The organism is Mesorhizobium sp. 113-1-2 (assembly GCF_016756475.1).
GTDB lineage: Bacteria > Pseudomonadota > Alphaproteobacteria > Rhizobiales > Rhizobiaceae > Mesorhizobium > Mesorhizobium loti_C.
The window spans coordinates 569,287-593,122 of the sequence record NZ_AP023242.1 but is presented as its reverse complement, the minus strand read 5'-3'; the positions used below and the strand labels follow the sequence as shown (position 1 = coordinate 593,122).

General features: G+C 63.2%; 24 protein-coding genes and 1 tRNA gene. 9 read left to right on the top strand and 16 right to left on the bottom strand.

What is annotated here, in order from left to right; translation table 11 throughout:
- Window positions 1-134: 134 nt before the first annotated feature.
- The gene (locus tag JN279_RS02725; RefSeq protein WP_202351932.1) at window positions 135-512 is read left to right on the top strand and encodes a hypothetical protein; all 378 of its coding nucleotides are present in this window, start codon (window positions 135-137) and stop codon (window positions 510-512) included.
- Between the two features lie 114 nt (window positions 513-626).
- The gene (locus JN279_RS02720) at window positions 627-1,121 is read left to right on the top strand and encodes a hypothetical protein (protein ID WP_202351931.1); all 495 of its coding nucleotides are present in this window, start codon (window positions 627-629) and stop codon (window positions 1,119-1,121) included.
- Window positions 1,122-1,189: 68 nt separating this feature from the next.
- On the opposite strand, the gene JN279_RS02715 is transcribed toward JN279_RS02720, so the two are convergent.
- From JN279_RS02715 to JN279_RS02695, 5 genes are read right to left on the bottom strand one after another with little or no spacing between them, the layout of a single operon-like run.
- On the bottom strand, window positions 1,190-1,495 hold the full coding sequence (locus JN279_RS02715; protein WP_202351930.1) for an urease subunit beta: 306 nt from the start codon (window positions 1,493-1,495) through the stop codon (window positions 1,190-1,192).
- 6 nt (window positions 1,496-1,501) lie between these two features.
- Complete coding sequence (locus tag JN279_RS02710) at window positions 1,502-2,089, bottom strand: HupE/UreJ family protein (RefSeq protein ID WP_202351929.1); 588 nt, start codon at window positions 2,087-2,089, stop codon at window positions 1,502-1,504.
- A gap of 34 nt (window positions 2,090-2,123) precedes the next feature.
- Complete coding sequence (locus JN279_RS02705) at window positions 2,124-2,378, bottom strand: DUF1272 domain-containing protein (RefSeq protein WP_202351928.1); 255 nt, start codon at window positions 2,376-2,378, stop codon at window positions 2,124-2,126.
- A gap of 10 nt (window positions 2,379-2,388) precedes the next feature.
- Window positions 2,389-2,691, bottom strand: coding sequence for an urease subunit gamma (locus JN279_RS02700; RefSeq protein ID WP_095203050.1), 303 nt, complete (start codon window positions 2,689-2,691; stop codon window positions 2,389-2,391).
- Window positions 2,692-2,719: 28 nt separating this feature from the next.
- Entirely contained in the window at window positions 2,720-3,562 is an 843-nt protein-coding gene (locus JN279_RS02695) for an urease accessory protein UreD (protein WP_202351927.1), read from the bottom strand.
- A 202-nt stretch (window positions 3,563-3,764) separates the two neighbouring features.
- On the opposite strand from JN279_RS02695, the gene JN279_RS02690 reads away from it, so the two are divergent.
- The 3 genes from JN279_RS02690 to JN279_RS02680 all read left to right on the top strand — a co-directional run bounded on the left by JN279_RS02690 (window position 3,765) and on the right by JN279_RS02680 (window position 6,163).
- Window positions 3,765-4,019, top strand: a complete 255-nt coding sequence (locus JN279_RS02690; protein ID WP_010912831.1) for an acyl carrier protein — start codon at window positions 3,765-3,767, stop codon at window positions 4,017-4,019.
- 4 nt (window positions 4,020-4,023) lie between these two features.
- A complete protein-coding gene (locus JN279_RS02685) occupies window positions 4,024-5,232 on the top strand; it encodes a beta-ketoacyl-[acyl-carrier-protein] synthase family protein (protein ID WP_202351926.1) in 1,209 nt (402 codons plus the stop codon).
- Between the two features lie 226 nt (window positions 5,233-5,458).
- A complete protein-coding gene (locus JN279_RS02680) occupies window positions 5,459-6,163 on the top strand; it encodes a glutathione S-transferase family protein (RefSeq protein ID WP_202351925.1) in 705 nt (234 codons plus the stop codon).
- A gap of 47 nt (window positions 6,164-6,210) precedes the next feature.
- Here the strand turns inward: JN279_RS02680 and JN279_RS02675 are convergent, their stop codons facing one another.
- The 4 genes from JN279_RS02675 to JN279_RS02660 all read right to left on the bottom strand — a co-directional run bounded on the left by JN279_RS02675 (window position 6,211) and on the right by JN279_RS02660 (window position 10,474).
- Window positions 6,211-6,519 (bottom strand): hypothetical protein, encoded by a 309-nt coding sequence (locus JN279_RS02675; protein WP_202351924.1) that lies wholly within the window; start codon window positions 6,517-6,519, stop codon window positions 6,211-6,213.
- 93 nt (window positions 6,520-6,612) lie between these two features.
- Window positions 6,613-7,224, bottom strand: a complete 612-nt coding sequence (locus JN279_RS02670; protein WP_202351923.1) for a nucleoside triphosphate hydrolase — start codon at window positions 7,222-7,224, stop codon at window positions 6,613-6,615.
- A 96-nt stretch (window positions 7,225-7,320) separates the two neighbouring features.
- A complete protein-coding gene (locus JN279_RS02665) occupies window positions 7,321-8,415 on the bottom strand; it encodes a hypothetical protein (RefSeq protein WP_202351922.1) in 1,095 nt (364 codons plus the stop codon).
- A 244-nt stretch (window positions 8,416-8,659) separates the two neighbouring features.
- Window positions 8,660-10,474, bottom strand: coding sequence for a methyl-accepting chemotaxis protein (locus JN279_RS02660; RefSeq protein WP_202351921.1), 1,815 nt, complete (start codon window positions 10,472-10,474; stop codon window positions 8,660-8,662).
- 391 nt (window positions 10,475-10,865) lie between these two features.
- On the opposite strand from JN279_RS02660, the gene JN279_RS02655 reads away from it, so the two are divergent.
- The 3 genes from JN279_RS02655 to JN279_RS02645 all read left to right on the top strand — a co-directional run bounded on the left by JN279_RS02655 (window position 10,866) and on the right by JN279_RS02645 (window position 13,413).
- Window positions 10,866-11,759, top strand: a complete 894-nt coding sequence (locus JN279_RS02655; RefSeq protein WP_202351920.1) for a D-alanyl-D-alanine carboxypeptidase family protein — start codon at window positions 10,866-10,868, stop codon at window positions 11,757-11,759.
- Between the two features lie 395 nt (window positions 11,760-12,154).
- Window positions 12,155-13,078 (top strand): DUF1003 domain-containing protein, encoded by a 924-nt coding sequence (locus tag JN279_RS02650; RefSeq protein WP_202351919.1) that lies wholly within the window; start codon window positions 12,155-12,157, stop codon window positions 13,076-13,078.
- Between the two features lie 258 nt (window positions 13,079-13,336).
- Window positions 13,337-13,413, top strand: a tRNA-Arg gene (locus JN279_RS02645).
- Window positions 13,414-13,451: 38 nt separating this feature from the next.
- Here JN279_RS02645 and JN279_RS02640 read toward each other — a convergent pair.
- From JN279_RS02640 to JN279_RS02610, 7 genes are all read right to left on the bottom strand, one after another.
- The gene (locus JN279_RS02640; RefSeq protein WP_202351918.1) at window positions 13,452-16,571 is read right to left on the bottom strand and encodes a type I restriction endonuclease subunit R; all 3,120 of its coding nucleotides are present in this window, start codon (window positions 16,569-16,571) and stop codon (window positions 13,452-13,454) included.
- Window positions 16,571-17,086 carry a hypothetical protein gene (locus JN279_RS02635; RefSeq protein ID WP_202351917.1) on the bottom strand — a complete coding sequence of 172 codons (516 nt, stop codon included), beginning with the start codon at window positions 17,084-17,086 and terminating at the stop codon, window positions 16,571-16,573. The genes JN279_RS02640 and JN279_RS02635 overlap by 1 nt, the downstream gene beginning before the upstream one ends.
- Window positions 17,083-17,496 (bottom strand): restriction endonuclease subunit S, encoded by a 414-nt coding sequence (locus JN279_RS02630; protein WP_202351916.1) that lies wholly within the window; start codon window positions 17,494-17,496, stop codon window positions 17,083-17,085. The genes JN279_RS02635 and JN279_RS02630 overlap by 4 nt, the downstream gene beginning before the upstream one ends.
- Window positions 17,497-17,572: 76 nt before the next feature.
- Entirely contained in the window at window positions 17,573-18,451 is an 879-nt protein-coding gene (locus JN279_RS02625) for a restriction endonuclease subunit S (RefSeq protein WP_202351915.1), read from the bottom strand.
- On the bottom strand, window positions 18,448-20,283 hold the full coding sequence (locus JN279_RS02620) for a type I restriction-modification system subunit M (protein WP_202351914.1): 1,836 nt from the start codon (window positions 20,281-20,283) through the stop codon (window positions 18,448-18,450). Before JN279_RS02620 ends, JN279_RS02625 begins: the two co-directional genes overlap by 4 nt.
- Before the next feature lie 105 nt (window positions 20,284-20,388).
- Window positions 20,389-20,985, bottom strand: a complete 597-nt coding sequence (locus JN279_RS02615) for a hypothetical protein (RefSeq protein ID WP_202351913.1) — start codon at window positions 20,983-20,985, stop codon at window positions 20,389-20,391.
- Window positions 20,986-21,113: 128 nt separating this feature from the next.
- Window positions 21,114-22,217 carry a LacI family DNA-binding transcriptional regulator gene (locus JN279_RS02610; RefSeq protein WP_202351912.1) on the bottom strand — a complete coding sequence of 368 codons (1,104 nt, stop codon included), beginning with the start codon at window positions 22,215-22,217 and terminating at the stop codon, window positions 21,114-21,116.
- Between the two features lie 606 nt (window positions 22,218-22,823).
- Here JN279_RS02610 and JN279_RS02605 point away from each other — a divergent pair.
- Window positions 22,824-23,786 (top strand): sugar-binding protein, encoded by a 963-nt coding sequence (locus JN279_RS02605; protein ID WP_202351911.1) that lies wholly within the window; start codon window positions 22,824-22,826, stop codon window positions 23,784-23,786.
- Window positions 23,787-23,836: the final 50 nt, after the last annotated feature.

Below are 23,836 nucleotides of genomic sequence, written 5' to 3'. Positions count from 1 at the left end.
GCGAGGCTGCACATTGCCGCCATCCAATGGTCACGCAATGACCCGCTCGGCGACACCTTCTGATCCCATTTGGCGGTTGAGGTTGGCAGGTCACCCCAAAACGACCGTTTGCCAAATCGATGGAAGGAAAATCCATGCGCAAAACGATAATTCTTGCAGCCGCCGCCAGCCTGATGCTGGCCGGTGCCGCCAGTGCCCAGCAACAACCCGCTCCGGCCGCGCCTGCCCCGAAGGCGACGACACCCACCCCCGGCGGTCAGCAGGCCGCGCCGGCGATCCAGAGCGTCAACATTGTCGACATCACCGAGCTGCCGAAGGACACCCAGACGCAGGTCAATCAGGTGATCGCCCAGCGCGGTGACGCCGGTCTGCAGAAACTGCGCAGCTCGATCGACGCCACCCCCAAGGTGAAGTCTGCCCTCGAGGCCAAGGGAATGACCTCGGCGCAGGTGGTCGCGGCCAGCATGGAGCCCAATGGCGCGCTGACCTTGATCACCAAGAAGGCCAGCTGAGGACGCAGCTCGGCGGGCCGGTGCCCGGTCCGCCGACTGAATCGTGAAGGGAACCGTGGCAGGGCTGGAGTCGTTTCGCTTACTGATTGTTGATACAAACTGCGAAAGCGAACGATGAACTCCACCACCTTGGCCGACGCCCGATGGCTGCATGCCATTGCGGCGGCCGTGTTTCTGGCCGCGAGCTCCCCCCAGGCAGCGCTGAACGCGCAGGGTCTTGAAAGCCCGGAGACCGTCGACCGGATCGTCGGCTCGCAAGTCAACGAGGAACAGGCCAAAACAACAGCTGAAATCGGAAAAGTCAGTTCCGCGATCGACCGCACGCGCGAAAACATCAGCACGGTGCGCAAGACTTCCAAGCTCGATACGGTCGATATCGTGTTCCTGACTGACGCGGCACGCAGCGAAGGCGGCCCGCCGCCGGCCATCGAGAACAAGGTCCGGCAGTACAAGGAAGATGTCGCGGAACTGCGCAAGGAGATCGAGGCCAACGCCCTGCTCTACAACGCCATCGATTCGCGGCGGTTGGCTGCGCAGGATGTCCTCGCCGTCGAGTTCGACGATCCCGGAAAGATCGTCATCTATGCGGCTGCCAAGCCGTCGAACTGAGTCGAAAGCACTGCTTGCCGCAAAGCCGGTTACCATCCTTGCGCGATGCACATGAGACGCCACCGGTCTCACAGCTTGCCCATCACCTTCTGCTGGAATCCGTAGACCTCGCGCTTGCCGCCGAGCGGCACCAGTGTGACGTCGCGTTCCTGGCCCGGCTCGAAGCGCATGGCGGTGCCGGCGGCGATGTCGAGGCGCATGCCGCGTGCCCGCTCCCGGTCGAACTTCAGCCCCTCATTGGTTTCGAAGAAATGGTAGTGGCTGCCGACCTGGATCGGCCGGTCGCCGCTGTTGGCGACTTTCAGGGTGACGGTCGGCAGGCCCTTGTTGAGCTCGATGTCGCCTTGGACGGAGATGATTTCGCCGGGGATCATCTGATGTCACACGACGCCGAAGGCGAGGCCGACGCCGATCGCCGCGCAGGCCGCACCGGCGGCGCGGGCCAGACCCCGGAACCTCATGCCAAGGCTCAGCCCCGCGGCGATGCCGACGGCATGCAGCAGCACGGTGGCGACGGCAAAGCCGGCCATGTATTCGAGCCCACCGGCATTTTCCGGCACTTCGGTGCCATGCGCGTGACCGTGGAAAAGCGCGAACAGGCCGATAATGGCGACGCCGGCCGAGACGGGCAGATCGATCGCCAGCGCCACCAGTAAGCCGAGCGCCACGACGGAGGCCAGTATACCCGGTTCGATGAAGGGCACCGGCACATGCGCTATGCCAAGGGCCGCGCCGCCTAGCATGACGCCGACAAAGGCGGCCGGCCAGGCCCAGATCGCTCTGCCGCCCTTGAGTGCCGCCCACAGGCCAACGGCGACCATCACGGTCATATGATCAAGGCCGGACACGGGATGCATGAAGCCGGCTGTGAAGGACGAGGTGGTGCCGACGCCGACATGGGCGTAGGCAGGCATGGCCGCGGCCAGAAACAGGATGGCTGAGAGGGACAGTCGTTTGGCAGGGATCATTTCTATTTGCCTTCCGTTTCCGGTGTCACGGTGTTCACGCGGCCTTGCGCGGGCCGCAGCCCTCGGCCTTGAGGATGCGCTTGGTCGAAGCCGGATATTTCTTCAGCATCGCGGCAGGGCGGATCGGCCGGGCCGAAAAATTGCCACCGCAATTGGGGCAGACGCCGCCCAGCACTGTTTCAACGCAATCGGCACAGAAGGTGCATTCGAAGGTGCAGATCAGCGCATCCGCCGCCTCGGGCGGCAGATCCTTCTCGCAGCACTCGCAGTTTGGGCGCAGCTCGAGCATCTCTGCCTCCTCACCTGATGGGCTCGTGCACGGTCACCAGCTTGGTACCGTCGGGGAAGGTCGCTTCCACCTGCACGTCATGGATCATCTCGGCGATGCCTTGCATCACCTGCGCACGGGTGACGACATGGGCGCCGGCCTCCATCAGTTCGGCGACCGGGCGGCCGTCACGGGCGCCCTCGACGACGAAATCGGTGATCAGCGCGATGGCTTCCGGATGGTTCAGCTTGACGCCGCGCTCCAGCCGCTTGCGCGCCACGATCGCCGCCATGGCGATCAGCAACTTGTCTTTTTCCCTTGGCGTCAGGTTCATGCGGTTTCCAGAGATGAGGCAGACAGGATCACAGTGACCATAATTTGGGCAGCCCCGCCTTTCCGTTGAGCAATCCGACGAGCGGAACCAGCCGCTGGCGCAGTTGGTAGCCGTCCTCGGCGTAAAGCCTCGCAAGAAGCTTGCCAGATGCTCTCACGCTCCAGGCGCTGGCACCGCCCTGGTCGCCAACGATCTCCCGGACCGGATCGAGCAGAGCTTCGGCCCGTGACGACACCAGCAGCAGCGTTGCCACCGCGATCGCGCCGCCGCCGGCCGCCGGACGTGCCAGGGCACCAGTGATATCGGGTCCGATGCGGAAATCCTCGGCATGGATGAGCAAACCATCCTGGCGAACACGCCAGCGGTCACGGAAAGTGCCTTGCGCGGCGCGTTCGCCCATGGCCAGGCGGCCGAAGACGGTGGCCTCCAGCACCAGCGCCTCGGCCCCCACGGTAAGCTCGACATCCAATGTGCGGGCAAAGGCCGCCCGGTCAAAGACGATGGTCTCCTGCGGCAACCAGGCGATGCGGCCGTTCTCGCCGACGCTCAGCCTGACCCGCACCTCGGCCTGGTCGGATGCGGCGCGGTAAACCTTCTCGCAGGCCTGCGTCGTTATCGACGCCGAGGCTTCCGTGCCGACATCCACATCCCAGCCGATGCGGTCGCCGCCGGTCAGTCCACCGGCGGTGTTGATCAGCACCGCCTCCAGCGGGTCGGCCGGAACGGCCGGCAGCCTTATCTTGGCGGAACCGTCCTGATAGAGACGCCGCAGCCGCGTGCGGCCGTCCGCGCTGGCGCAGCCCAGCTGCGCCAGACCCGCGGCGCGCTGGGCCAAAGGGGCCGAAAACTTGGTATATTCGATCGTATCCACGCCGTCAGGTTAAGCACTGCGGCGGTTTTGTCGATATATAGCTTGTTGCTTGATGGCGTTTCCGTTTCTATAGAGGGAGCCACCTCGGTACGGTCAGGCGATGCTTGGCGGGGGTAGAAGGCGATGATCGCGGCCTGATATCGAGGACAAGAAGGCGCTGTTCAGTTGGCGTCGGGAAACGACAAAGTGGGGAAGAGACCGAATGGCTGACCAACTGGCAACGGATATCATCGAAAAGATCAAGGCCCATGCCGAGCCGGGCGGTGAAGAAATCACCACCAGCACCGAATTGACGTCGCTGGGCATCCATTCGCTGGAGTTGACGGAGATCATTTTCGACCTCGAGGAGCAGTATGGCATCGAGATCGAGATGAACACCGTCGATGCCTGGAGCAATCTGAAGAATGTTGGCGACATGGTCGAGGCCGTTCGCGCGCTGATCGCGAAAAAAGCCTGACCGAATGCTGAAACGCGTCGTCATTACCGGCATTGGCGGGCTGTGCGGACTTGGCGTCGATGCGCCGGCCATCTGGGCCGAAATGCGGGCCGGCCGTTCGGCCATCGGCCCGATCGACAATCCCTTCCTGCATGACCTGAAGGTCAAGACCGGCTGCGAGATCAAGGCGCTGCCCGATCACGGCATCGAGCGCAAGCAACTGGTGTCGATGGACCGCTTCAGCCTGCTGGCGGTGATCGCTGCGAAGGAGGCCATGCAGCAGTCCGGCCTGGCCCCGCATGCCGACAACACCTATCGCATGGGAACCATTGTCGGCGTCGGCGTCTGCGGCTTCGAGACCGTCGAGGAGAACTATCGCGCCATCCTGGTCGAGGGCAAGAATCGCGCCGGCATCTTCACCGTGCCCAGGGTCATGCCAGGCGCTGCTGCCGGCCAGGTCAGCATGCATCTTGGCCTGCGCGGACCGGTCTTCGGCGTCACGTCGGCCTGCTCGTCGGCCAACCACGCCATCGCCACGGCGGTCGACCAGATCAGGCTCGGCCGTGCCGACGTGATGGTCGCCGGCGGCACCGATGCGCCGCTGGTCTGGGGCGTGCTCAAGGGCTGGGAGGCATTGCGCGTGCTGTCGCCCGACACCTGCCGGCCGTTCTCGGCCGACCGCCAGGGCCTGGTGCTCGGCGAAGGCGCCGGCATGGCGGTCCTGGAAAGCTACGACCACGCCATGGCGCGTGGCGCCACCATCCTCGCCGAAATCGCCGGCGCCGGCCTTTCAGCCGATGCCTCCGACATCGTCGCTCCGACCATCGAGGGGCCGGAGGCGGCGATGCGCTTCTGCTTGGCCGATGCCGGGCTCAATCCCGAGGACATCGATTATCTCAACGCGCATGGCACCGGCACCAAGGCCAACGACCAGATCGAGACCAACGCGATCAAGCGCGTCTTTGGCGAGCACGCGCGTTCGCTGTCGATCTCTTCGACCAAGTCGATGCATGCCCATTGCCTGGGCGCGTCGGGCGGGCTGGAGATGATCGCCTGCGTCATGGCGATCCGCGAGGGCGTCGTGCCGCCGACCGCGAATTACCGCGAACCCGATCCCGATTGCGATCTCGACGTGACGCCCAATGTCGCGCGCGAACGCAAGGTGCGCGCCGCGATCAGCAACGGTTTTGCTTTCGGCGGCACGAACGCGGTGCTGGCATTCAAGGCCATTTGAATCCGGGCGGTCAGTACCTGCCCCGGGCGGTAACCACCGCCCCGGGCGGTTATACCTGCTCAGGCGGTCGCCCGAGGAATTAACGTCCGTCCACGATTCGGTTGACTATTCGTGCGTGGCGAAACTGGCGCCGCTATATTGATCCTGCCTGGCCGAGCGCCTAATTCTTGGCCAACCCGCCAACACCGCGCCTCTCGGCGCCAAAATCCCCGCTCAGGAGTTTTCGATGGCCGATCTGTCCGCCTTTCCGATCGCAACACGCTGGCCGGCCAAGCATCCGGACCAGATCCAGCTTTATTCATTTCCGACGCCCAACGGGGTGAAGGTCTCGATCGCCCTGGAAGAGATCGGCCTGCCCTACGAGCCGCATGCCGTCAACATCGGCAAGGACGAAAGCTGGACGCCAGAATTCCTGTCGCTCAATCCCAATGGCAAGATCCCGGCGATCATCGATCCCAACGGCCCGGACGGCAAGCCGATCGGCCTGTTCGAATCCGGCGCCATCCTGCTCTATCTCGCCGAAAAGACCGGCCTGCTGCTGCCGGCGGACGCGGCGCGGCGCTACGAGACCATCCAGTGGGTCTTCTTCCAGATGGCCTCCGTCGGGCCGATGTTCGGCCAGCTCGGCTTCTTCCACAAATTCGCCGGCCGCGAGATCGCCGACAAGCGCCCGCTGGAGCGCTACCGCGACGAATCACGGCGGCTGCTCGGTGTGCTCGACGGCAGGCTGAAGGGCCGCAAATGGATCATGGGCAATGACTACACCATCGCCGACATCTCGCTGCTCGGCTGGGTGCGCAATTTGATCGGCTTCTACGAAGCGCGCGACCTCGTCGGCTTCGATGATTTCGCCAATGTCGCGGCATGGCTGGAGCGCGGCCTGGCGCGGCCGGCGGTGCAGAAGGGCCTGACCATTCCGGCAAGGGGCTGAAACGAGCCCGTAGGGCTATTGCCTTGGCGGACGCTGCAGGCCCTTTTCTACTTCGCCTTCGCCTTCGAACCGCCCCTGCCGATCACCGAGGCGGCCAGCGAGACGGCGCCACGTGCGGTAGCGACCACCGCGCCGGCGGCGACATTCGCCGCCGTCCGAACCGCACCGGGCTTGGCCGGCGCCGTTTTCCGCGAGCTGGCGGTCTTCGCGGCCGGGACGACCTTTCTGGGTGCGGCCTTGCCGAAAGCGCCCTTGGCGTCTTTAGAACGTTCTGCAATCGCCGGGCCAGCACCGGCCTTCGCCTGAGTTGCCTTCGCAGGCCTCGTCTTTGCGGGTTTTTTTGCCTTGGTTGCCATTGGAAAATCCCTTACGCCGGACAAACGGGTTGTCAGGCATAACGGCGTGAAACTCTTAAGGTTCCCGTCCAAAAATACCGAAAATTAAGCGTGTTAACCAATGACCAGGTCGGCTGCCCGGCGCCGGGCCAGCACGCGTTCGATGTTGGGCATGTCGTTGGAGGCGATCCAGGCGCGCGCGTCCTCATCCGAACGGCCATGGCCGTGCCAGCGCTCCATCAAGCGGCGCTCGAGTTCATTGCGCGGCACGTCGACGAAGATAGAGAAATCGAACAGCGGCGCCAGCCGCGACCATGGCTCTTCGTCGAGCAGCAGGTAATTGCCTTCGACCAGGATGAACTTGGTCTCGGTTCCGATGATCGCCGCGGCGGCGCGCGACAGCTCCATGCTGCGGTCGAAGACGGGAATGGCGATGTCGGGTTCGCCGGCCCGGATGCGCTTCATCAGGGCCTCGAAACCGGCAAAGTCGAAGGTTTCCGGCGCGCCCTTGCGCGCGCGCAGGCCGCGCGCGTTGAGCACGATGTCATCATAGTGGAAGCCGTCCATCGGCACGACCTCCACCGCTCCTTCCGGCAAAAGGTCATGCAGGCCGGCCGACAATGTCGACTTTCCCGCCCCCGGCGGTCCTGCAATGGCGACGATGAAGCGCTTTGCCTTGCCGGCGCGCTTGAAGATGGTGGCGGCGAGGTGAGCAATCTCGGACATGGGGGCCTCACTTGCCTGAAGGATAGGCACTGTATTTTCGTCCTATCTTGGCGGCAGTCGATAGAAATTTCAAACCCGCGCTCGCACAATCCCCGCTCAGGCGGCGACAGGCTGGCCAATGCGCAGGAACGCGCTGTCGAACGGCACTCCCTTGGTGGCGCCGCCGGCCGAGAGCCGCATCTGGCCGTCGGCCGTGATGATCTCCTGCGGCGGGGTGCCGCCGGGCAGCGCACCGATGACATGGCGGAACGAAAAGCTTCGACCTTCGCCGAGCGCAAAGGCGGTCGCCACGCCCTCGCGCTTCAGCCAGTTGTCGCCGATCGAGGCGGCATGGCCGACGGCGGCGCGGCCGTCCTCGATGCCGAGCACGCCGAGATGCCGGCCGCTCCAGGGCGCATAGTCGCGCCCGCCATTGCTCAGCCACAGCATGGTGATCGGCAGCTCGGCCGGGTTCTTCAGCACCAGCACCAGATCGTCCTCGGGCTGGCGTGCCAGCGCCGTCCAGCCCGGTCCGCCATGGTCGGCCTCGACCAGGGTGATGAAATCCTCGCGCCGATCCTCCATGCGGTATTGCGTCAGGTCGGCCGTACCGCCGTCGGCGGCGGGAAAATGGGCGAGGTCGGCCGAGCGCGCCGGGTAGGCCAGCATGAAACGACCGCGCGCGGGATCGGGCTCCAGCGGATCGGCCAATGTCGCGGCAAAGCGCTTGCGCGAAAAGGCCAGCCTGCCGCCGCCTTTCATCACCGTCATTGGGTGATGGGCGACGGAAATCGCGCCGGACCCGCCGGAAAACACATGTTCCTGGTAGAGGAAAGGATGGCCGTCACGCAGCGTGAAGATCTTGTCGACGCTGGCGCCCATGACCTTGTGCCGCAGCCGGAAGACCGCGCGCCAGCCGCCATCCGTGGCGGCGCTGTCGATGACATCCCAGGCGCTGTTGGCGGTCCAGCCATGCAGCGGCGCGTCCTCGACATCGCTGCGCGAAAACGGCGCGCAGAGGAAATCGCCGGACAGCCGGACCGTGCCTTGCGGCAGGTCCTTCGGCAGTGTCTCGCCGGCATCGACCCAGGGCGCGCGGTGCAGCGGCTTGAGCTGGCGTCCGCCGCTTTCGACGACCATGTCGGCGATGTGGCCGACGGTGAGGTCGAGCGAAACCGAAATGCCCTTGGCCTTGGTCGTGCTGATGGTCATTGCGTGGTCACCGATTCTGAAGGCGCAAACAGAACTGTTTGGCGCGAGTTGCGCAAGCGTGATGTCGCGCATTTCGCATCAGCTTGCCTCACCCTCCCCCTTGTGGGGAGGGTCGGCGAGCGGTCGAAGCGAAGCGGAGATCGTTCGACGGGGTGGGGGTCTGGCGCCGGCGTCACCCCCACCCCGGGCGAGCCACGGGTCTCGCCCGTCCTTCGGACCCCCACAAGGGGGAGGGTAAGCAGAGCTACTGGCGCTTATACTCCCGCACCGGCGATTTCGTCCCGTCCGTGTAGGTGACCTGCACCGACATCGATTTCACGCTGTCGGCGACCTTGAAATAGCCCTTGGCGTCGTAGGGGATGGCGTAGGGGTCCTTCTTGTCGCAAGGCGGTATCTCGAGCGACTTGTCGAGCGCGGCACCGTTCAAGCTGTAATGGACCTCCTTGATGGCGCAGCGGTAGGATAGCATCTGGGTGAAATAGACCAGGCCGTGATTGCCGCCGGAGTCGAAGGCAATCCACGACGTCCAGAACTGGTCGAGGATCTGCTTGTCACCTTGTTGCAGCGCGGCATCCGGGTCGAAGCTTATGTCGAACGGGCCGGTCTCGCGGCCCCTGATGTCGAGATACTTTATCGCAATCGTGGTCGCCGCCGTGCTGTCGGGCAATTCGAAGCTCGGATTGGCCATCGGCTTGCCGGTGGTCTGGTCCTTCATCGCCAGGAAGCCGGTGTCGGTGAAGGGACCGCTGGTGCCCAGGCGCCAGGAAATCGCGGTCGCCGGCTCGGGCAGCGAAATGGTCATCGACCAGCCCTGGTTGGAGCGCATCGGCGTCAGCGAAGGCGCGAACCGCGCGGGGTCGAGCACGTCGCCAAGCGCTACCAGCCGGCTGCGGCTGCGGTCCAGCCAGTCGGCGAGCTGCGTCTGGTCGACGAAATATTTGAGCAGCCCGCCATCCCTTTCATAGGACACGAACTTGGTCAGCGCCTGGGCTTCGTTGCGCTTGTCGGCCAGCGTCTGGCTGCCGAGGCGGTCTTCCGAAAATTCCTGCGCCTTGAGGAAATAGGCCGGCGCGTAGTCGGGATTGGCCGCGATGAAGGCGTTGAGCTTGTCGAGCCGCTGCACGTCCTCGAACTGCAATATATGCACCAGCTTGATCGACAGCGCCTTGCCCTTGTCGGCCAGCTGCCCGAACACTTCGCGCGCGCCGGCCTTGCCGTCTTGGACCCTGAGCAGCGTGGCAAAGCGCGTATAGGGATCGATGGCGTCGACATCGAAGCCGGCAAAGGCGAGGTAGGAGCGCCTTGCATTGAGCATGTCGCCGGACAATTCATAGACGCGGGCATTGTGATAGAACTCGTCCGGCCGCTTCGGCTCGGCGATCGCCCCGCCCTGCGCCGCAAGTTGGGCAAACCCCTTGGCGATGGTGTCGATCGAGGCGGCGATCTGCTCGGTCGTCGCCTGCAGCTTTTCCGCCTGGGCCTGCTGCTGTTGCTGGCCGGCGGCGAGCGTCTCGGTCGTCTGTTTGACCGCTTCGACGGTCTTCTGCGTCTCAGCGCCCTGCTGCGTCTGCTGCTGCTGGGTGGAGGCGATCTGGTCGGTCTTCTGCGCCACCGTGTCGGTCGTTTTCTTGACCTCTTCGACGGTCTTTTGCGTCTGCGTCACCGTCTGCTCGATCTTGGCCACCTTTTCGGAGACGATGCCCATCGATTGCTGCAGCTGCGCGATCGCCGGCACTAGGCTGGCGATGACGCCGTTCTGCGAATTGGTCTCCTGTTGCACGGCATAGACGCCGCCGGCGACGGCCGCGGCACTGGTGGCGAATATCAGCGCCGGCAGCGCCTTGGTCGCCAGCACCAGCTTGAGCACAATGGCGATGGCGATGATGACCGCGGCGATTGCCGCGACCAGCGCGATATAGGCGGCGAACGGCGCCAGCGGATTGAGCACATCGCCAACGGCGCCGCTGATGAAAGCGACGCTGCCGGCCCATTTGCCGGTGCGGCTGAGCGATGCCTTGATAAGCGAAGGCGCTGCGCCCCCGGCCCCGATGTCCGTCATGTCACCCCCCAAGCCAGCCAATGCCACGCCCCTTCCCACAGGAAACGCGGTTCTGGCAAGGAAAGACACAAAAACAGGCCTTTTCGGGGCAGATAAAGGCTCAAGTTCCTCGCCCCCACGTGAGTGGGGGAGAGGTGGCTCGGCGAAGCCGAGACGGAGAGGGGGCTGCGCCGACGGATACCGGTTAGGATCTGGTTGCCAAGCCGCGTCCTACGAATTCCCCCTCTCCGGCCGCTTCGCGGCCACCTCTCCCCCGCCCTTGGCGGGGGCGAGGAAGCAGGTCGGGCTCGACAATCCTGGGACTAACCGCCATTAACCAAATGGACGCATCAAGCGCGTTACGTTAGCTTCGCCTCATCTCAGCAACAGCATCGCCAGAACAGTCCCGCCCTTGTCCAAATTGCGTCCCTTTCCGCTCCTCCAGAGAGTTTTCGTCGCCCTCGGCCTGTTGCTGCTGGTCGCCGGCTGCTCGACCACGACCCCACCGGACCAGGTGCTGGCAGTGCCGGCACCGCCGCAGAAATATGCGGCGATCGTCGTCGATGTGAAGACCGGCAAGCAGATGTTCGAGGTCAACTCGACGGCGCAGCGCTATCCGGCCTCGCTGACCAAGATGATGACGCTCTATCTCCTGTTCGAGGCGATGGAGTCCGGCCGCGTCACCAAGGAAACGCAAATCCCGGTCTCCGACCACGCCGCCTCGCAGCCGCCGACCAAGATGCGCTTCCGGCGCGGCGAGACGATCGATGTCGATTCCGCCATACGCGCCATCGTCGTCAAATCGGCCAACGACGTGGCGGTGGCGGTCGGCGAGTATCTCGGCGGCTCGGAGGACCAGTTCGCCGCCATGATGACATCCAAGGCGCGCGCGCTCGGCATGACCAGCACCACCTTCCGCAACGCTTCCGGCCTGCCCGACGACAGCCAGATGACGACGGCGCGCGACATGGCGGTGCTCGGCATGGCGCTGCGCCAGCGCTTCCCCCAGCACTTCCACTATTTCTCCGAAAGCGATTTCATGTTCCGCGGCAGGCTGGTGCGCGGCCACAACGACATGCTCGGCCGCGTGCGCGGCGTCGACGGCATCAAGACCGGCTATATCAGAGCCTCAGGCTTCAACATCGTCACCTCCTACAATGCCGACGGCCGCCAACTGATCGTGGTGGTGATGGGCGCCGACTCAGCCCGCCAGCGCAACGACCATGTCGAAGCCCTGATCCAGCGCAGCCTGTCGCCGACCATGGACGGCACCAAGACCAGGCTGATGTTCGCCGAACAGCAGTAGCGAGAGAGGGCCAGCGGAGCCTCCCTCGATTCGTCATCCACGGGCGGAGCAAGGAGCGCAGCGACGCGGCGCAGACCCGAGGATCCATGCCGGGACCTCAATGCGCCGTAGCGGTGCAGAATTCCGCTCCGCTGCACTCTGCGGTCGCCGTCCCGGCATGGATCCTCGGGTCTTCGCGACGCCGCTTCGCGACTGCGCCGCCCGTGGATGACGACGTCGAGGGCGCCTCGGCCAACCCGCGAAGCACTGCCAAAACCCCACAGCCGGCTATTGTTATCCTGTTGTCACGCAATCGTTGGGAAGCCATGGCATAGGCAGCGCAATCCGACAGTGGATATGCCCCGTCGCCTTGGCGTATCCTCAGATACAGCAGCGCCACAGCAGGAGCCCGCACCATGAGCACCGTCCCCAAGGCATCCGATCAGCAGGCGGCGGACAATGAGCACGACAGCGGCAGCGAATATTTCGAGGCGCCGATCTCGCCGGAGGATTTGCACGAGGTTTCGGACGAGCATTTCGACACGCCCGAAGTGCCTGACTCAGAACCCTCCGGCCTCGGCGCCTCGCGCATAAAGCCGAAGAAAAAACCGTCGGCGATCTCCGGCCGCAAATTCCACAAGCGCGACCTGGTGCGCATCGACACGCTGCGTCCGAGCCTGGCCGACCGCATCCGCTCCGACCATCCCGATCTGCCCAGGGGCGCCCGCATCAGCCGCGAGGAGCTTGGCCGCTACCGCATGCGCTACATGGAGGAGCTGCTGCAGCAGGAGCACGGCGAATTCTCCGAACTCGACCGCCAGGTGGTGGAATCGATCGCCAGGCAGGACACGATTTCCGAAAACTCGGAAGAAGAATTCGAGGAGCACCGCACCTTCCCCGACCGCGTCTCCGACAACATGGCCGCCTTCGGCGGCAGCTGGTGGTTCCTGATCTCGTTCGCCACCGTGCTCCTGGTCTGGATCGGCATCAACCTGTTCGAGGGCATGGGCGGCGCCTTCGACCCCTATCCCTTCATCCTGCTCAACCTGCTGCTCTCCTGCATCGCCGCCATCCAGGCGCCGGTCATCATGATGAGCCAGAAGCGCCAGGAGGTGAAAGACCGCCTGCGCTCCTTCAACGAATACCGCGTCAACCTCAAAGCCGAGCTCGAAGTGCGCCACCTGCACGAAAAGCTCGACTACCTCATCTCCCGCCAATGGACGCGCCTGGCCGAAATGCAGCAGATGCAGCTCGACGCGATGAACGAGCTGGCGGGGACGAAGAAAGTGAAGCGGGCGGTGCGCGGAAGGCGTACCGTGAAGAGTGAGGCGGGAGAGTGACGCTTGGGTTCCTCGCCCCCACGGGAGCGGGGGGTCCGAAGGACGGGCGAGACCCGTGGCTCGCCCCGGCAAGGTGGCTCGGCGAAGCCGAGACGGAGAGGGGGAGCGCCATATCCAACAAGCGCACCCCTCAGAGGACCATCCACCTCACCGGACGCCACCCAATCGCCAATTGCCCGTTGAAGCCCGCGCCGGCTTCCGCTAAGAAGCCGTGACTTGCCGGTTCACCGGCTGGTTCGTTTTCCGGTTTCCCGGGAAGCACCCGTAGCTCAGCTGGATAGAGCGCTGCCCTCCGAAGGCAGAGGTCACAGGTTCGAATCCTGTCGGGTGCGCCAAGGCTCTCCGAGTAGGTTCGAAACTCAAAACATTGGGTTTATGAAGCGTCGGTCTCTTCCTGCTGAGAGCGCAAATCCTCCCACAGCTTTCCCGGCCCTAACAACACATCCTTGAGACCCTCACGGATTTTGGCCGAGTCCAGCGCCTGCTTGCTCATCGTCGTGTGTGCCTCGAAGGCGTCGATAATGGCATCGAGGATCGCCTTCGACAGGTCTGGTGAGTTCGCGAACTGCTCCTTGGTGTTGTTGGCAGCTTGCTGGGCCAGCGTCTCGGACTCCATCAGCTTACCCTTGATGACGTTGTTGACGTAGATGAGTTGATCATCGTCGGTCACGTCGCCTTGAAACAGGTCGTTCAGCTTGGCGACGATCTCCGCCAGCAGCGCCTTCTGCTTCTCCTGTAGTGATCCGGAACCCGCGTCATAGATCGGCTGCAACGGTTCTCCGAAGCCACCCAATGCCAGCGTACGCTTCCCCTTATCGGCCAGCTTGTGGTGGGTCAGCACCAGCCCTGACACGTCGATCTCCTGCCGCTCGCGCCCGAACTCAAGCAAGGGAATGAGGCGGCGGAAGAAGATATGGCGGCTTTCTATGGCGGTGTTGCCGTAGTCGAATATCTGGGACAGGAACGCATAAAGGCGCACGAACGCGCCCATGTCGGCACGGAACAACACGAGAGCGTCCATCGTGTCCTGAGCGTCCTTGGCTGCCTTAGCGTCATCTTTCGATCTGGCTATGCGTAACCGCTCCTGAGCATCCCTGTAGGAGCGCAAGAGCCGGTCGGTGACAGGCGTGATAGCGGCGACGAGGTCGCCCTGCTTTGATGCCGAGTCCAACTCGACCTTGACCACACGCTCGACCTCGAAATCGTCGTAGTACCCCAAGGCGTCCAGCTTGGCCCGCAGGTCGAAGACGAGATTGGGGTCGGTCACATTCTCCAGCGCGGCAGTCTCGTAGTAGGTCTGGAAAGCCTTGAGGATGTCGTCGCTGCTGTTGACGAAGTCGAGGACATAGGTCGTGTCCTTCCCGGGATGCGCACGGTTGAGCCGCGACAGTGTCTGCACCGCCTGTATGCCCGCCAGCCGCCGGTCGACATACATGCCGCACAAAAGGGGCTGATCGAACCCGGTCTGGAATTTGTTGGCCACTAGCAGGATGTGATATTCGGGCAGCTTGAAGGCCTCGCGGATGTCGCGCCCGTTCAACCCCGGGTTCAACTCCTTGCTGGTTTCGCTGAAAGGGTCAGGCCCGCTTATCTGATCGTTGACCTCGCCAGAGAACGCCACCAGCGTCCCCAACTTGTAACCCTTTTCCTTGATGTACTTGTTGATGGCGAGCTGCCAGCGCACGGCTTCGATGCGGCTGCCCACCACCACCATCGCCTTGGCCCTGCCGTCGAGCAGTGGCTGTACAAGCGACCGGTAATGCTCGACCACCACCTGCACCTTCTGGCTGATGTTGTAGTCGTGGAGCCGCACCCAGCGCATCAGCGACTTGACCGCAGCACTGCGCTCGACCTCGGTGTCGTCAATCTCCTTGCCCTGATGGGCAAGTTTGAAGGCAAGGCTGTAGGGCGTGTAGTTACGCAGCACATCGAGGATGAAACCCTCCTCGATCGCTTGTCGCATGGAATAGACGTGGAAGGCCGCCGGCAGGTTTGTCTCGCTGGCAGCCTGATCTGGAAAGGGGCGACGGCCAAACAGCTCAAGGGTCTTCGCCTTGGGCGTGGCAGTGAAGGCAACATAGGTGATCCCTTTGTCGCTTGCCCGGGCAGCCATCTGGGCTGCGAGAATGTCTTCGGAACTGATCTCTCCGCCGTCGCCGAGATCGGAAAGTTCCTCGGGGGAAAGCACGGCCTTCAGCTTGGCCGCCGCCTCGCCAGTCTGGCTGCTGTGCGCTTCATCGGCAATGACCGCGAACCGCTTTCCTTGCGATGCTGCCAGCTCCTGCACCGCCTTGAGGGCAAAAGGGAAGGTCTGGATGGTGCAGACGACGATCTTCTTGCCGCCAGCCAGCGCCTCCGCCAGTTGCCCGCTTTTCGCGCCGCTGTCGCTCTTGATGGTGACGACGACGCCGGTGGTCCGCTCGAAGTTGAAGATCGCTTCCTGCAACTGCGTGTCAATGACGTTGCGGTCGGACACCACCAGAACCGTGTCGAAGACCTTCTGATGTTTCTCGTCATGCAGATCGGCAAGAAAATGCGCGGACCAGGCAATCGAGTTCGTCTTGCCGGAGCCCGCCGAATGCTGGATCAGGTATTTGCCGCCAGCGCCCTCGGCCAGAACGGCGGCTCGAAGCTTGCGTGTAGCGTCGAGCTGATGGAAACGCGGATATAGGAGGCCCTTGATCTTCTTCTTGGCGTCGCGTTCGGCGACCATGTAGCGTCCGAGGATTTCCAGCCACGAGTCCCGCTGCCAGATGTCCTCCCACAGATAGGCCGTCGGATGACCATTGGCATTCGGCGGGTTTCCCTTGCCGCCGTCATTGCCCCTGTTGAAGGGCAGGAAGCGCGTCTGCGGGCCTTCCAGCCTTGTCGTCATCATTACTTCGGCATTGCTGGCGGCGAAGTGAACCAGCGCCCCGCTGGGGAAGGTCAGCAGCGGCTCAGGGGCCTGGCCCTTGGGGTTTGGCAGGCGGTCGAACTTGTACTGGTCCACTGCATCAGTGATGGATTGCGTGAAGTCGGTCTTGAGTTCCACGGTAGCGACCGGCAGGCCGTTGAGGAACAGCACGAGGTCGATGGCGTTCTCGTTGGCAAGGGAATAGCGCACCTGCCGCACGACGCGCAGCCGGTTGGCCTGGTAGCGAGCAAGGATGTCGGCGTTCATCGCCAATGCTGGCTTGAACTGGGCGAGCGCCAGGGGTGCCCTGAGGCCTATCATCTCGACGCCATGGCGCAGTACGTCGAGCGTGCCGCGTTCGTCGAGCTGTTTGCGGATGCGGTCGAGCAGCGTGGCTTCGGCGGCAGCGCCGTGGGATTTGGTCAGCGATGCCCAGGCGTTCGGCTGGCTTGCCTGAACCCATGCTACGACATCGGCGGGAAACAGCGCACGGGTCCGGTCATAAGCGGCGGCATCGCCCTCGGCATACAGCCAGCCGTTCGCGGCAAGGTGAGCGCAGACTTCCGCCTCGAAGCTGATCTCCTTGTGCAGGCTCATTACTTTGCCTTGAGCCCCAGTCCCGAAAATGCTTCAGCGACGTCGGGTTTCATCTTCCAGCCGCTTTGCTCGGCCCACTCCGCAAGAATACCGCTGAAGAAAGCAGCGTTGCGCACGACAGCGTTCTCTGCTGGCCAGAGCCGGGTCTCTCGTTTCTTGCACATCTCACCGAAGTGCATGTGCCAGCTTTGAGCGCCCCAACCGAGCTTCTGGCTCAGGCCTTCCGACGACAGGCCAGGGTTATCCAGAAGGACCTGGATGATCTTGCGTTCCGTTTCGGACATTGGCTGATGAGTGAAGGCCTCGATCACGCGCCGCGCGATTGGCAACCGAGAGACCTGCTCGGAGAGGACATGGGCGTCAAGTTCGATCTGGGCATCCAGTGCGTTGATTACGCGACGAGCATCCTCTCCGCTACTGGGATGGCTGAGCCTAGCCTCGGCGTTGTTGCGAATGTTCGCCCGTTTCTGTGCGTCCATGGTTGGAATGGCGGCAAGAATTGCGTCGACACTCATGCCATTGCCACTTTCTTGGCGCTCGCTGCGCCTGCAATATTTGTCCGTGAGACGTCACGTACTTCGATCTTGCCGGTAACGGCAGCAGAAATGATTGCGGTGCGACGCTCACGTAGGAGTTCCATCGCCCGCTCGGCTTCGCCAATCAGTAGATCCATTTTGCTAGTTGCCTCCCGCAAGAAGTTGGCGATCTCAGTTTGCTCGTCGGGCGGGGGTACCGCGACCACCAAGTTCATAGCCGTTCCGATGTTGAAGTGCTGCTGAATAGCTCCTCCCGACCCCTCAGCAAACTGGCGGACGGCAACGTCAGACGCGAGAGACCAGCACAGGAACCATTCGGAGCCGAAAGTCGGCTTTCTGATTATGATGAGGTCAATGCAGTTGGCGCCATCGAACTCCTCGGGGACCACCGCAGTCGTTCCTGGCTGCCCTGACCGAACAGCAACGAGATCTCCTGCCTTGATCTGCGACTTGGCCAGAGCTTCGTTAGCCTCTACCGAAATATACCAATCCCTCGCTGTTGATCCGACCTGGCCTTACGTTGAGTGATCGCAAAGCGGGCACGCCACTTTCCGCGTAGTACTTGGATGGTTCAACGACGATACCTACGGTGATCTGCGGGGTAAGAGCCTTGAGTTTCTTTACCTCCCAATGCTCCGGCACCTCGCCCAGCCATTCGACGCCCGAGGCCTTCATCGCGGCATCGGGGTTGAGCCCCTTGGTGACCGCATGGGAAATGACGGCCTGACGCTTCTCCCTGAGCAGGTCGATCAGCCGCCTCTGCTCCTCCACCAGCGCATCGATCTTGCCCGTCTCGCGGTCGAGGAAGTTAGCGATGGCGGTTTGCTCGGGGAGAGGTGGCACCGGCAAGACGAGATTGTCGAGGTCGTATTGGCCAAGTCCAACGCGGGTCAGCCCGTTCGCTCGAACCTGAACACTCGCTTTCAATGAACGCGAGCCAAACCACCACACGACGTAGGCACCGTCCATCTTGCCACTTGGCCGCACCATCGCCAAGTGATAGCCGCAGACGACCCCGGGCAAGTCCTCGGGCACGTAAGCAGCTATGGCTATGTCGTCTGCGGTCTCTGAGTCTTTAGTTATAATCGTATCGCCTGCCCTGAGGCCGAAGCGTTCAATCTGGTCGGGCGTTGCGGTTGCTTCCATAAACTGAAGGCCACGAGTGATCCGGTCATTATAGTAAACGTCCGTGTAGTTGCAGAGGAGGACCGAAGGGTCCCCTTCGTAGGACTTCTTGTCCACGTTGCTCGGGAAGACCTCGCATACTTGCTTGAGCCTCCGAACGCGCCAGTGGGGAGGCAGAACCTCGCCCCACTCCAGATCCGCCCCACCAGGTTCGGTCATGCTGACAACTCCCGGATCATCGTCAGAATACGGTCGGTGACTTGCTTCAGGTCCGCGTCAATCTCGGCAAGCGGACGCGGCGGCTCGAAGACATAGAAGTGCCGGTTGAAGGGGATCTCATAGCCGACCCTGGTCTTTTCGTGATCGATCCAGGCATCCCCGGCATGGGGCAGCACCTCGCGCCGGAAATAGGCGACGACATCCTCGGACAGCGGCACGTTCTCGGTGTCCCTCAGCGCACTGTCGGCCTGCGGCTTGCCCTTGTTCTTGCCACGCTCGCCGAGGACGATCCGCCCCCTGTCGTCACGCAAGGGGCGCTCGACGGTGATCGTGCGGTAGCCGAACGCCTCGTTAGGGAAGACCAGCGACAGCGGCGCGAGCCTGACCTTGCCGCCCTCGGGAGCCCCAGGGGACTGCTCGCCCTCCAGCACCACCCGCCGCGCCGTTTCGTTGCCATCAGCGTCCAGCACGGTCGCGAGCTTCGCCGCGTGGAAACCGCCGAACAGTTTCGTGACGGTTGCGATGTCGTCGTCTCCCATCTCCTTGCGCTTGGAACCGAGGCTCTTGCGCATCTTGCGCCAGAAGCTGGAGGCGTCGATGAGCTGCACCTTGCCCTTGCGGTGGGCTGGCTTGCGGTTGGACAGCACCCAGACGTAGGTGGAGATGCCGGTGTTGTAGAACATATCGGTGGGCAGCGCGACGATGGCCTCGACCAGATCGTTCTCAAGCACGTAGCGCCTGATCTCACTCTCGCCGCTGCCAGCCCCGCCGGTGAATAGAGGCGAGCCGTTCAGCACGATGCCGAAGCGGCTGCCGCCATCGACCGCCGGTCGCATCTTGGAGAGGAGATGCATGAGGAACAGCAGCGAGCCATCGGACACCCTGGGCAACCCGGGGCCGAACCTGCCGTTGAAGCCTTGGCTCTCGTGTTCGGTGCGGACGGCCTTCTCGACCTTCTTCCATTCGACGCCGAAGGGCGGATTAGAAAGCATGTAGTCGAATTTTTCGTGCGGATGGCCGTCGTCGGACAGTGTGTTGCCGAAGACGATGTTGGCGACATCCTGCCCCTTGATCAGCATGTCGGCCTTGCAGATGGCGTAGGACTCGGGGTTCAGCTCCTGCCCGTACATGACAAGCGAGGCCTTATCGTTGTGTTCGACCAGATGCTCACCGGCCACCGACAGCATCCCGCCGGTGCCAGCGGTCGGGTCGTAGATGGTCCGCACCACGCCGGGCTTCGACAGGATGGCGTCGTCCTCGACGAACAAAAGGTTCACCATCAGGCGGATGACCTCGCGCGGCGTGAAGTGTTCACCAGCGGTCTCGTTCGAGAGTTCCGCGAACTTGCGGATCAGTTCCTCGAACACGAGGCCCATCTGGTGGTTGTCGACCTTGCTAGGGTGCAGATCGATGCGGGCGAATTTCTCGGTGACCTGATAGAGCAGCCCTGCCTTGGCGAGGCGGTCCACCTGTACCGCGAACTCGAACCGCTCGAAGACGTCGCGCACATCCGGCGAGAAGGCCTGGATGTAGGCGAACAGGTTCTGGGCGATGTTGTCCTGATCGCCCATCAGCTTGCGCATGTCGAGTTTTGACGTGTTGTAGAAGGTCTGCCCGGCCTTGCGCAGAACGAAGGGTTCGGGGTTCATGCCTTGGGCAGTCTTGGCCGCATGTTCTGCCAGCACGGCTTCCTTGGTCGGCTCTAATACGCAGTCCAGACGCCGCAGCACTGTGAAGGGAAGAATGACTTTTCCGTAGTCGGCCTGCTTGTAGTCGCCTCGAAGCAGGTCCGCGACGGACCAGATGAATGCCGACAATGCTTGCTGGTTCAACTACAAGTACCCCCAAATCAGTCCGGGGAGACTAAAGACCACGAGTCTTTAAATGGCAACGATGAAGCGCTAGGAGCAGCCGCCCTACCAACCGCCGCACCCCCCTCAAGTCGAAGGCACCCGCGGCTCCTCCACCAGATAAAACCGGTCCTTCGGCGAGAAATCCGTCACCAGGAACGAAAACGACGCGCTCTCCAGCGGGTCGACCTTGCCTTTGCTGAACAGCAGCCGGTCATAGGGTTCGAAGTCGCGTTTGAATTCGGCGAAGCTGTCGGATTTGATCATGTTGTCCACGCGCTGTGCCTGGTCGAAGGACAGCCCGTCGCCATAGTCGCTCGGCACGTTCAGGATCGACTGCAGCTCGAAGCCGAATTCAATCCAGGCGTCGCCGCTGTTGTTGCGGGCGACGATCTTCAGCGGCAGAAAGCCGGTCGCATAGTTGCCCGACGATCCGAACGGCTGGATCGGCCGCGCCGCACGGATGGTCAGCGTCACCGGGTCGGCGGTGTCCAGTTCCTCGGTCACCACGATCGGGTCGGCGCGGGTCCCGGTGCCCGTGGCCGAAAGGATCCGGAAGCCGCCGCGTTCGTCGGAGAAGGAGTAGGCGCCGGCTTCGAAGATCCCGCCTGCTTCGGCGCGCGGGCAACTCGCGGCCAGCAAGGCCGCGAACACCTGCACACAGCGCAAGCCCGGACGCGTCATGGCCCGAGTATGGACGACAATTGCCCGGCCGCATACTGGCGGGCGACATAGTGGAATGACGATGGCTTTGGCGGCCGGTGAAAGAATGCCACCGCTTCCGCGCAACGGATTGGCTCGGCCGCCTAACCTCAGCCCCCCGCCACCGCCCTTACACTGTCCCGCTCCACCAGCGGGCACTCCAGCTTGGTGATGGGGTAGCGTCCCTGCCCGGGCGCCGCCGGCGCCTCGAGCTGTTCGATCGCCCATTGGCCCATCGCCATATGCGGCAGGATCGAGGTGGTCAGCGGCGGGAACAGATGCCGGGCGATTTCCTCGTCGTCGTAGCCGACCACGGAAATATCCCCGGGAATGTGCAGGCCGGCCTCCTTGAGCGCCTCGTAGCAGCCGATCGCGGTGCGGTCGTTCTGGCAGAAGATGGCGGTCGGGCGGTCTTTCAGCGCCAGCAGCTTCACGGTCGCGGCATAGCCCGCGCTGGCCGACCAGTCGCCCTCGACCACCAGCTCCGGGTCGAAGGGGATGTCGGCGGTGGCGAGCGCGCGCCGATACCCTTTCAGCCGGTCCTGCGCGGCCTGCATCCACGGCTCGCCGGTGATGGTGGCGATGCGGCGGTGGCCGTGGCTGATCAGATGCCTTGTCGAGCTCTGCCCGCCTGCGATCTCGGAGGGCACCACGGCCGGGAAGGCGTAGTCGGCCGTGTAGCAATTAAGCAGGATCACCGGAATGTCGAGGCTGTAGAGGAAGTCGGGCGCCGTGATCTCGCGGGTGAAGATGGTCATGTAGATCAGCGCCGAAATGCCCCGCCTGGTCAGCGCCTGGATGGCGCGCGGCTCCATCACGGCGTCGCCCATGGTCTGCGCCACCAGCAGCACATTGCCGGCATTCCACGAGGCCTGGCGCGCGCCTTCGATCGCCACCACCGCCTCCGGGCTGGTCGCCAGCTGGTCGACGGCAAAGCCGATCACCCCGTCCAGCCCGTCAAAGGCGGCAACCGGCTTGCGCAGCGCCGAGAAAGCGGGCGCGCTGTAGCCCAGCGCCCTCGCGGCCTCGATCACCCGCTCGCGGGTCTGCTGCGACAGTTTTATCCCGGGCGAATTGTTGAGCACAAAGGAAACGGTCGCCTGCGAACAGCCGGCGGCCCGGGCGATATCGGTCATCGTGACCCGCCCCTTGGGCTTGGCCGGCGCCTTGCGGCGCCTCGCGGTCTCAATGGCCGGATCCGTCGTATCGCTCATGGCATTCGTGTCCCCAATCCCAGCCTGTCTAGCGGCAGCGTGCCGGTCCGACAAGATGGCGCGGCGGCGTCGATTTATAGAAACTGTCGTTACGTTTATATCTATTAGTTGCCGCGCGGTCCATCGATCATAAGGCTCCGGATGTGCAGGGAAAGCTTTGACTGCGGGGCTTTGAGTGCCGTCCAGTCATGGCATGGGTTCGTCAATCATCGTTCGCGGTGGCGCCACGGCGTGCTCGGATGTCGGCTCAAAACTAATAGTGTTTACTAATACAAAGATGCGCTGTAACGTCAATCCGTCGTGTCCGGCCTATTGGGTTCCGGGGCGGCGGGAAAGCGAACGTCGATGGCCCGATGGCGAGCGGAGATTGCCTCCGCGAGCCTTGTAGCAGATATGTGATATGTCAGACAAATCGGACTATTTACGAGCGGAGAATGAGTCTCTAAAGTCCGTGACCGTGGCTGGAACGAGGCCATTCTTGTGAGTGCCGGGAAACCCTGAGGAGGAGGGGGCATCCAAGCCGCGAACGGCAAATTCAGGTAAGCAGGCAATTCTAGTGAGCAAGACCGGTCAGCCCGACGGCTGGACCATAAAGGGAGGTTGAACATGAAATCCTTGATACGCAATGCATCCGTGGCCGCTGCGGCCCTGGTTGTCGGCCTGACGGCGACGGCCATCGCGCGCGCCGACGACAAGCCGACGCTGGCCTTCGTCGTCAACGGCGCTTCCGATTTCTGGAAAGCGGCCGAAGCCGGCGTCAAGAAGGCGCAGGGCGAACTGCCCGACTACAATCTCGAACTCAAATATCCCGAGCAGTCGTCGGTCGCCATCCAGCAGCGGCTGATGGACGATCTGGTGACGGCCGGCGTCAAGGGCATCATGGTCTCGGCCGTCGATCCCAAGACCTCGACCGATGGCCTGAACAAGATCGCCTCGCAAACCGCGCTGTTCACCACCGACAGCGACGCGCCGCAGACCAAGCGCGTCGCCTATATCGGCTCGTCCAATGTCGACGCCGGCAAGCAGGCGGCCGAAATTGCCAAGAAGGCGATGCCCAATGGCGGCAAGTGCCTCGGCTTCGTCGGCCTGCTCGGCGCCGACAATGCCAAGGAGCGCATCCAGGGCATGAAGGATGGTCTCGCCGGCACCAAGATCGAGCTTGTCGACGTGCGCGGCGACGATATCGACCAGGCGCGCGCCAAGAAGAATGTCGAGGACGCGCTGGTCGCCAGCCCCGACGTCACCTGCATGGTCGGCTTCTATTCCTACAACACGCCGCGCATCTATGAAGCGCTGCGCGATGCCGGCAAGCTCGGCTCGATCACGGTCGTCGGCTTCGATGACGATCCGATCACGCTGGGCGGCGTCAAGGAAGGCACCGTTGCCGCCACCGTCGTGCAGCAGCCCTTCGAATGGGCCTATCAGGGGATGAAGCTGATGGCTGCCTACCTAAAGGGCGACAAGTCGGGCATCCCGGCCAACGGCCTGATCATCATCCCCACCAAGATCATCGGCAAGGATGATGTCGACGCCTATGCCGCCAATCTCAAGGCGATGTCCGCCAAGTAAGACCACAGGCAGTTCAGCCGGCTCAACATCGCTTGAGCCGGCTGCGCGCA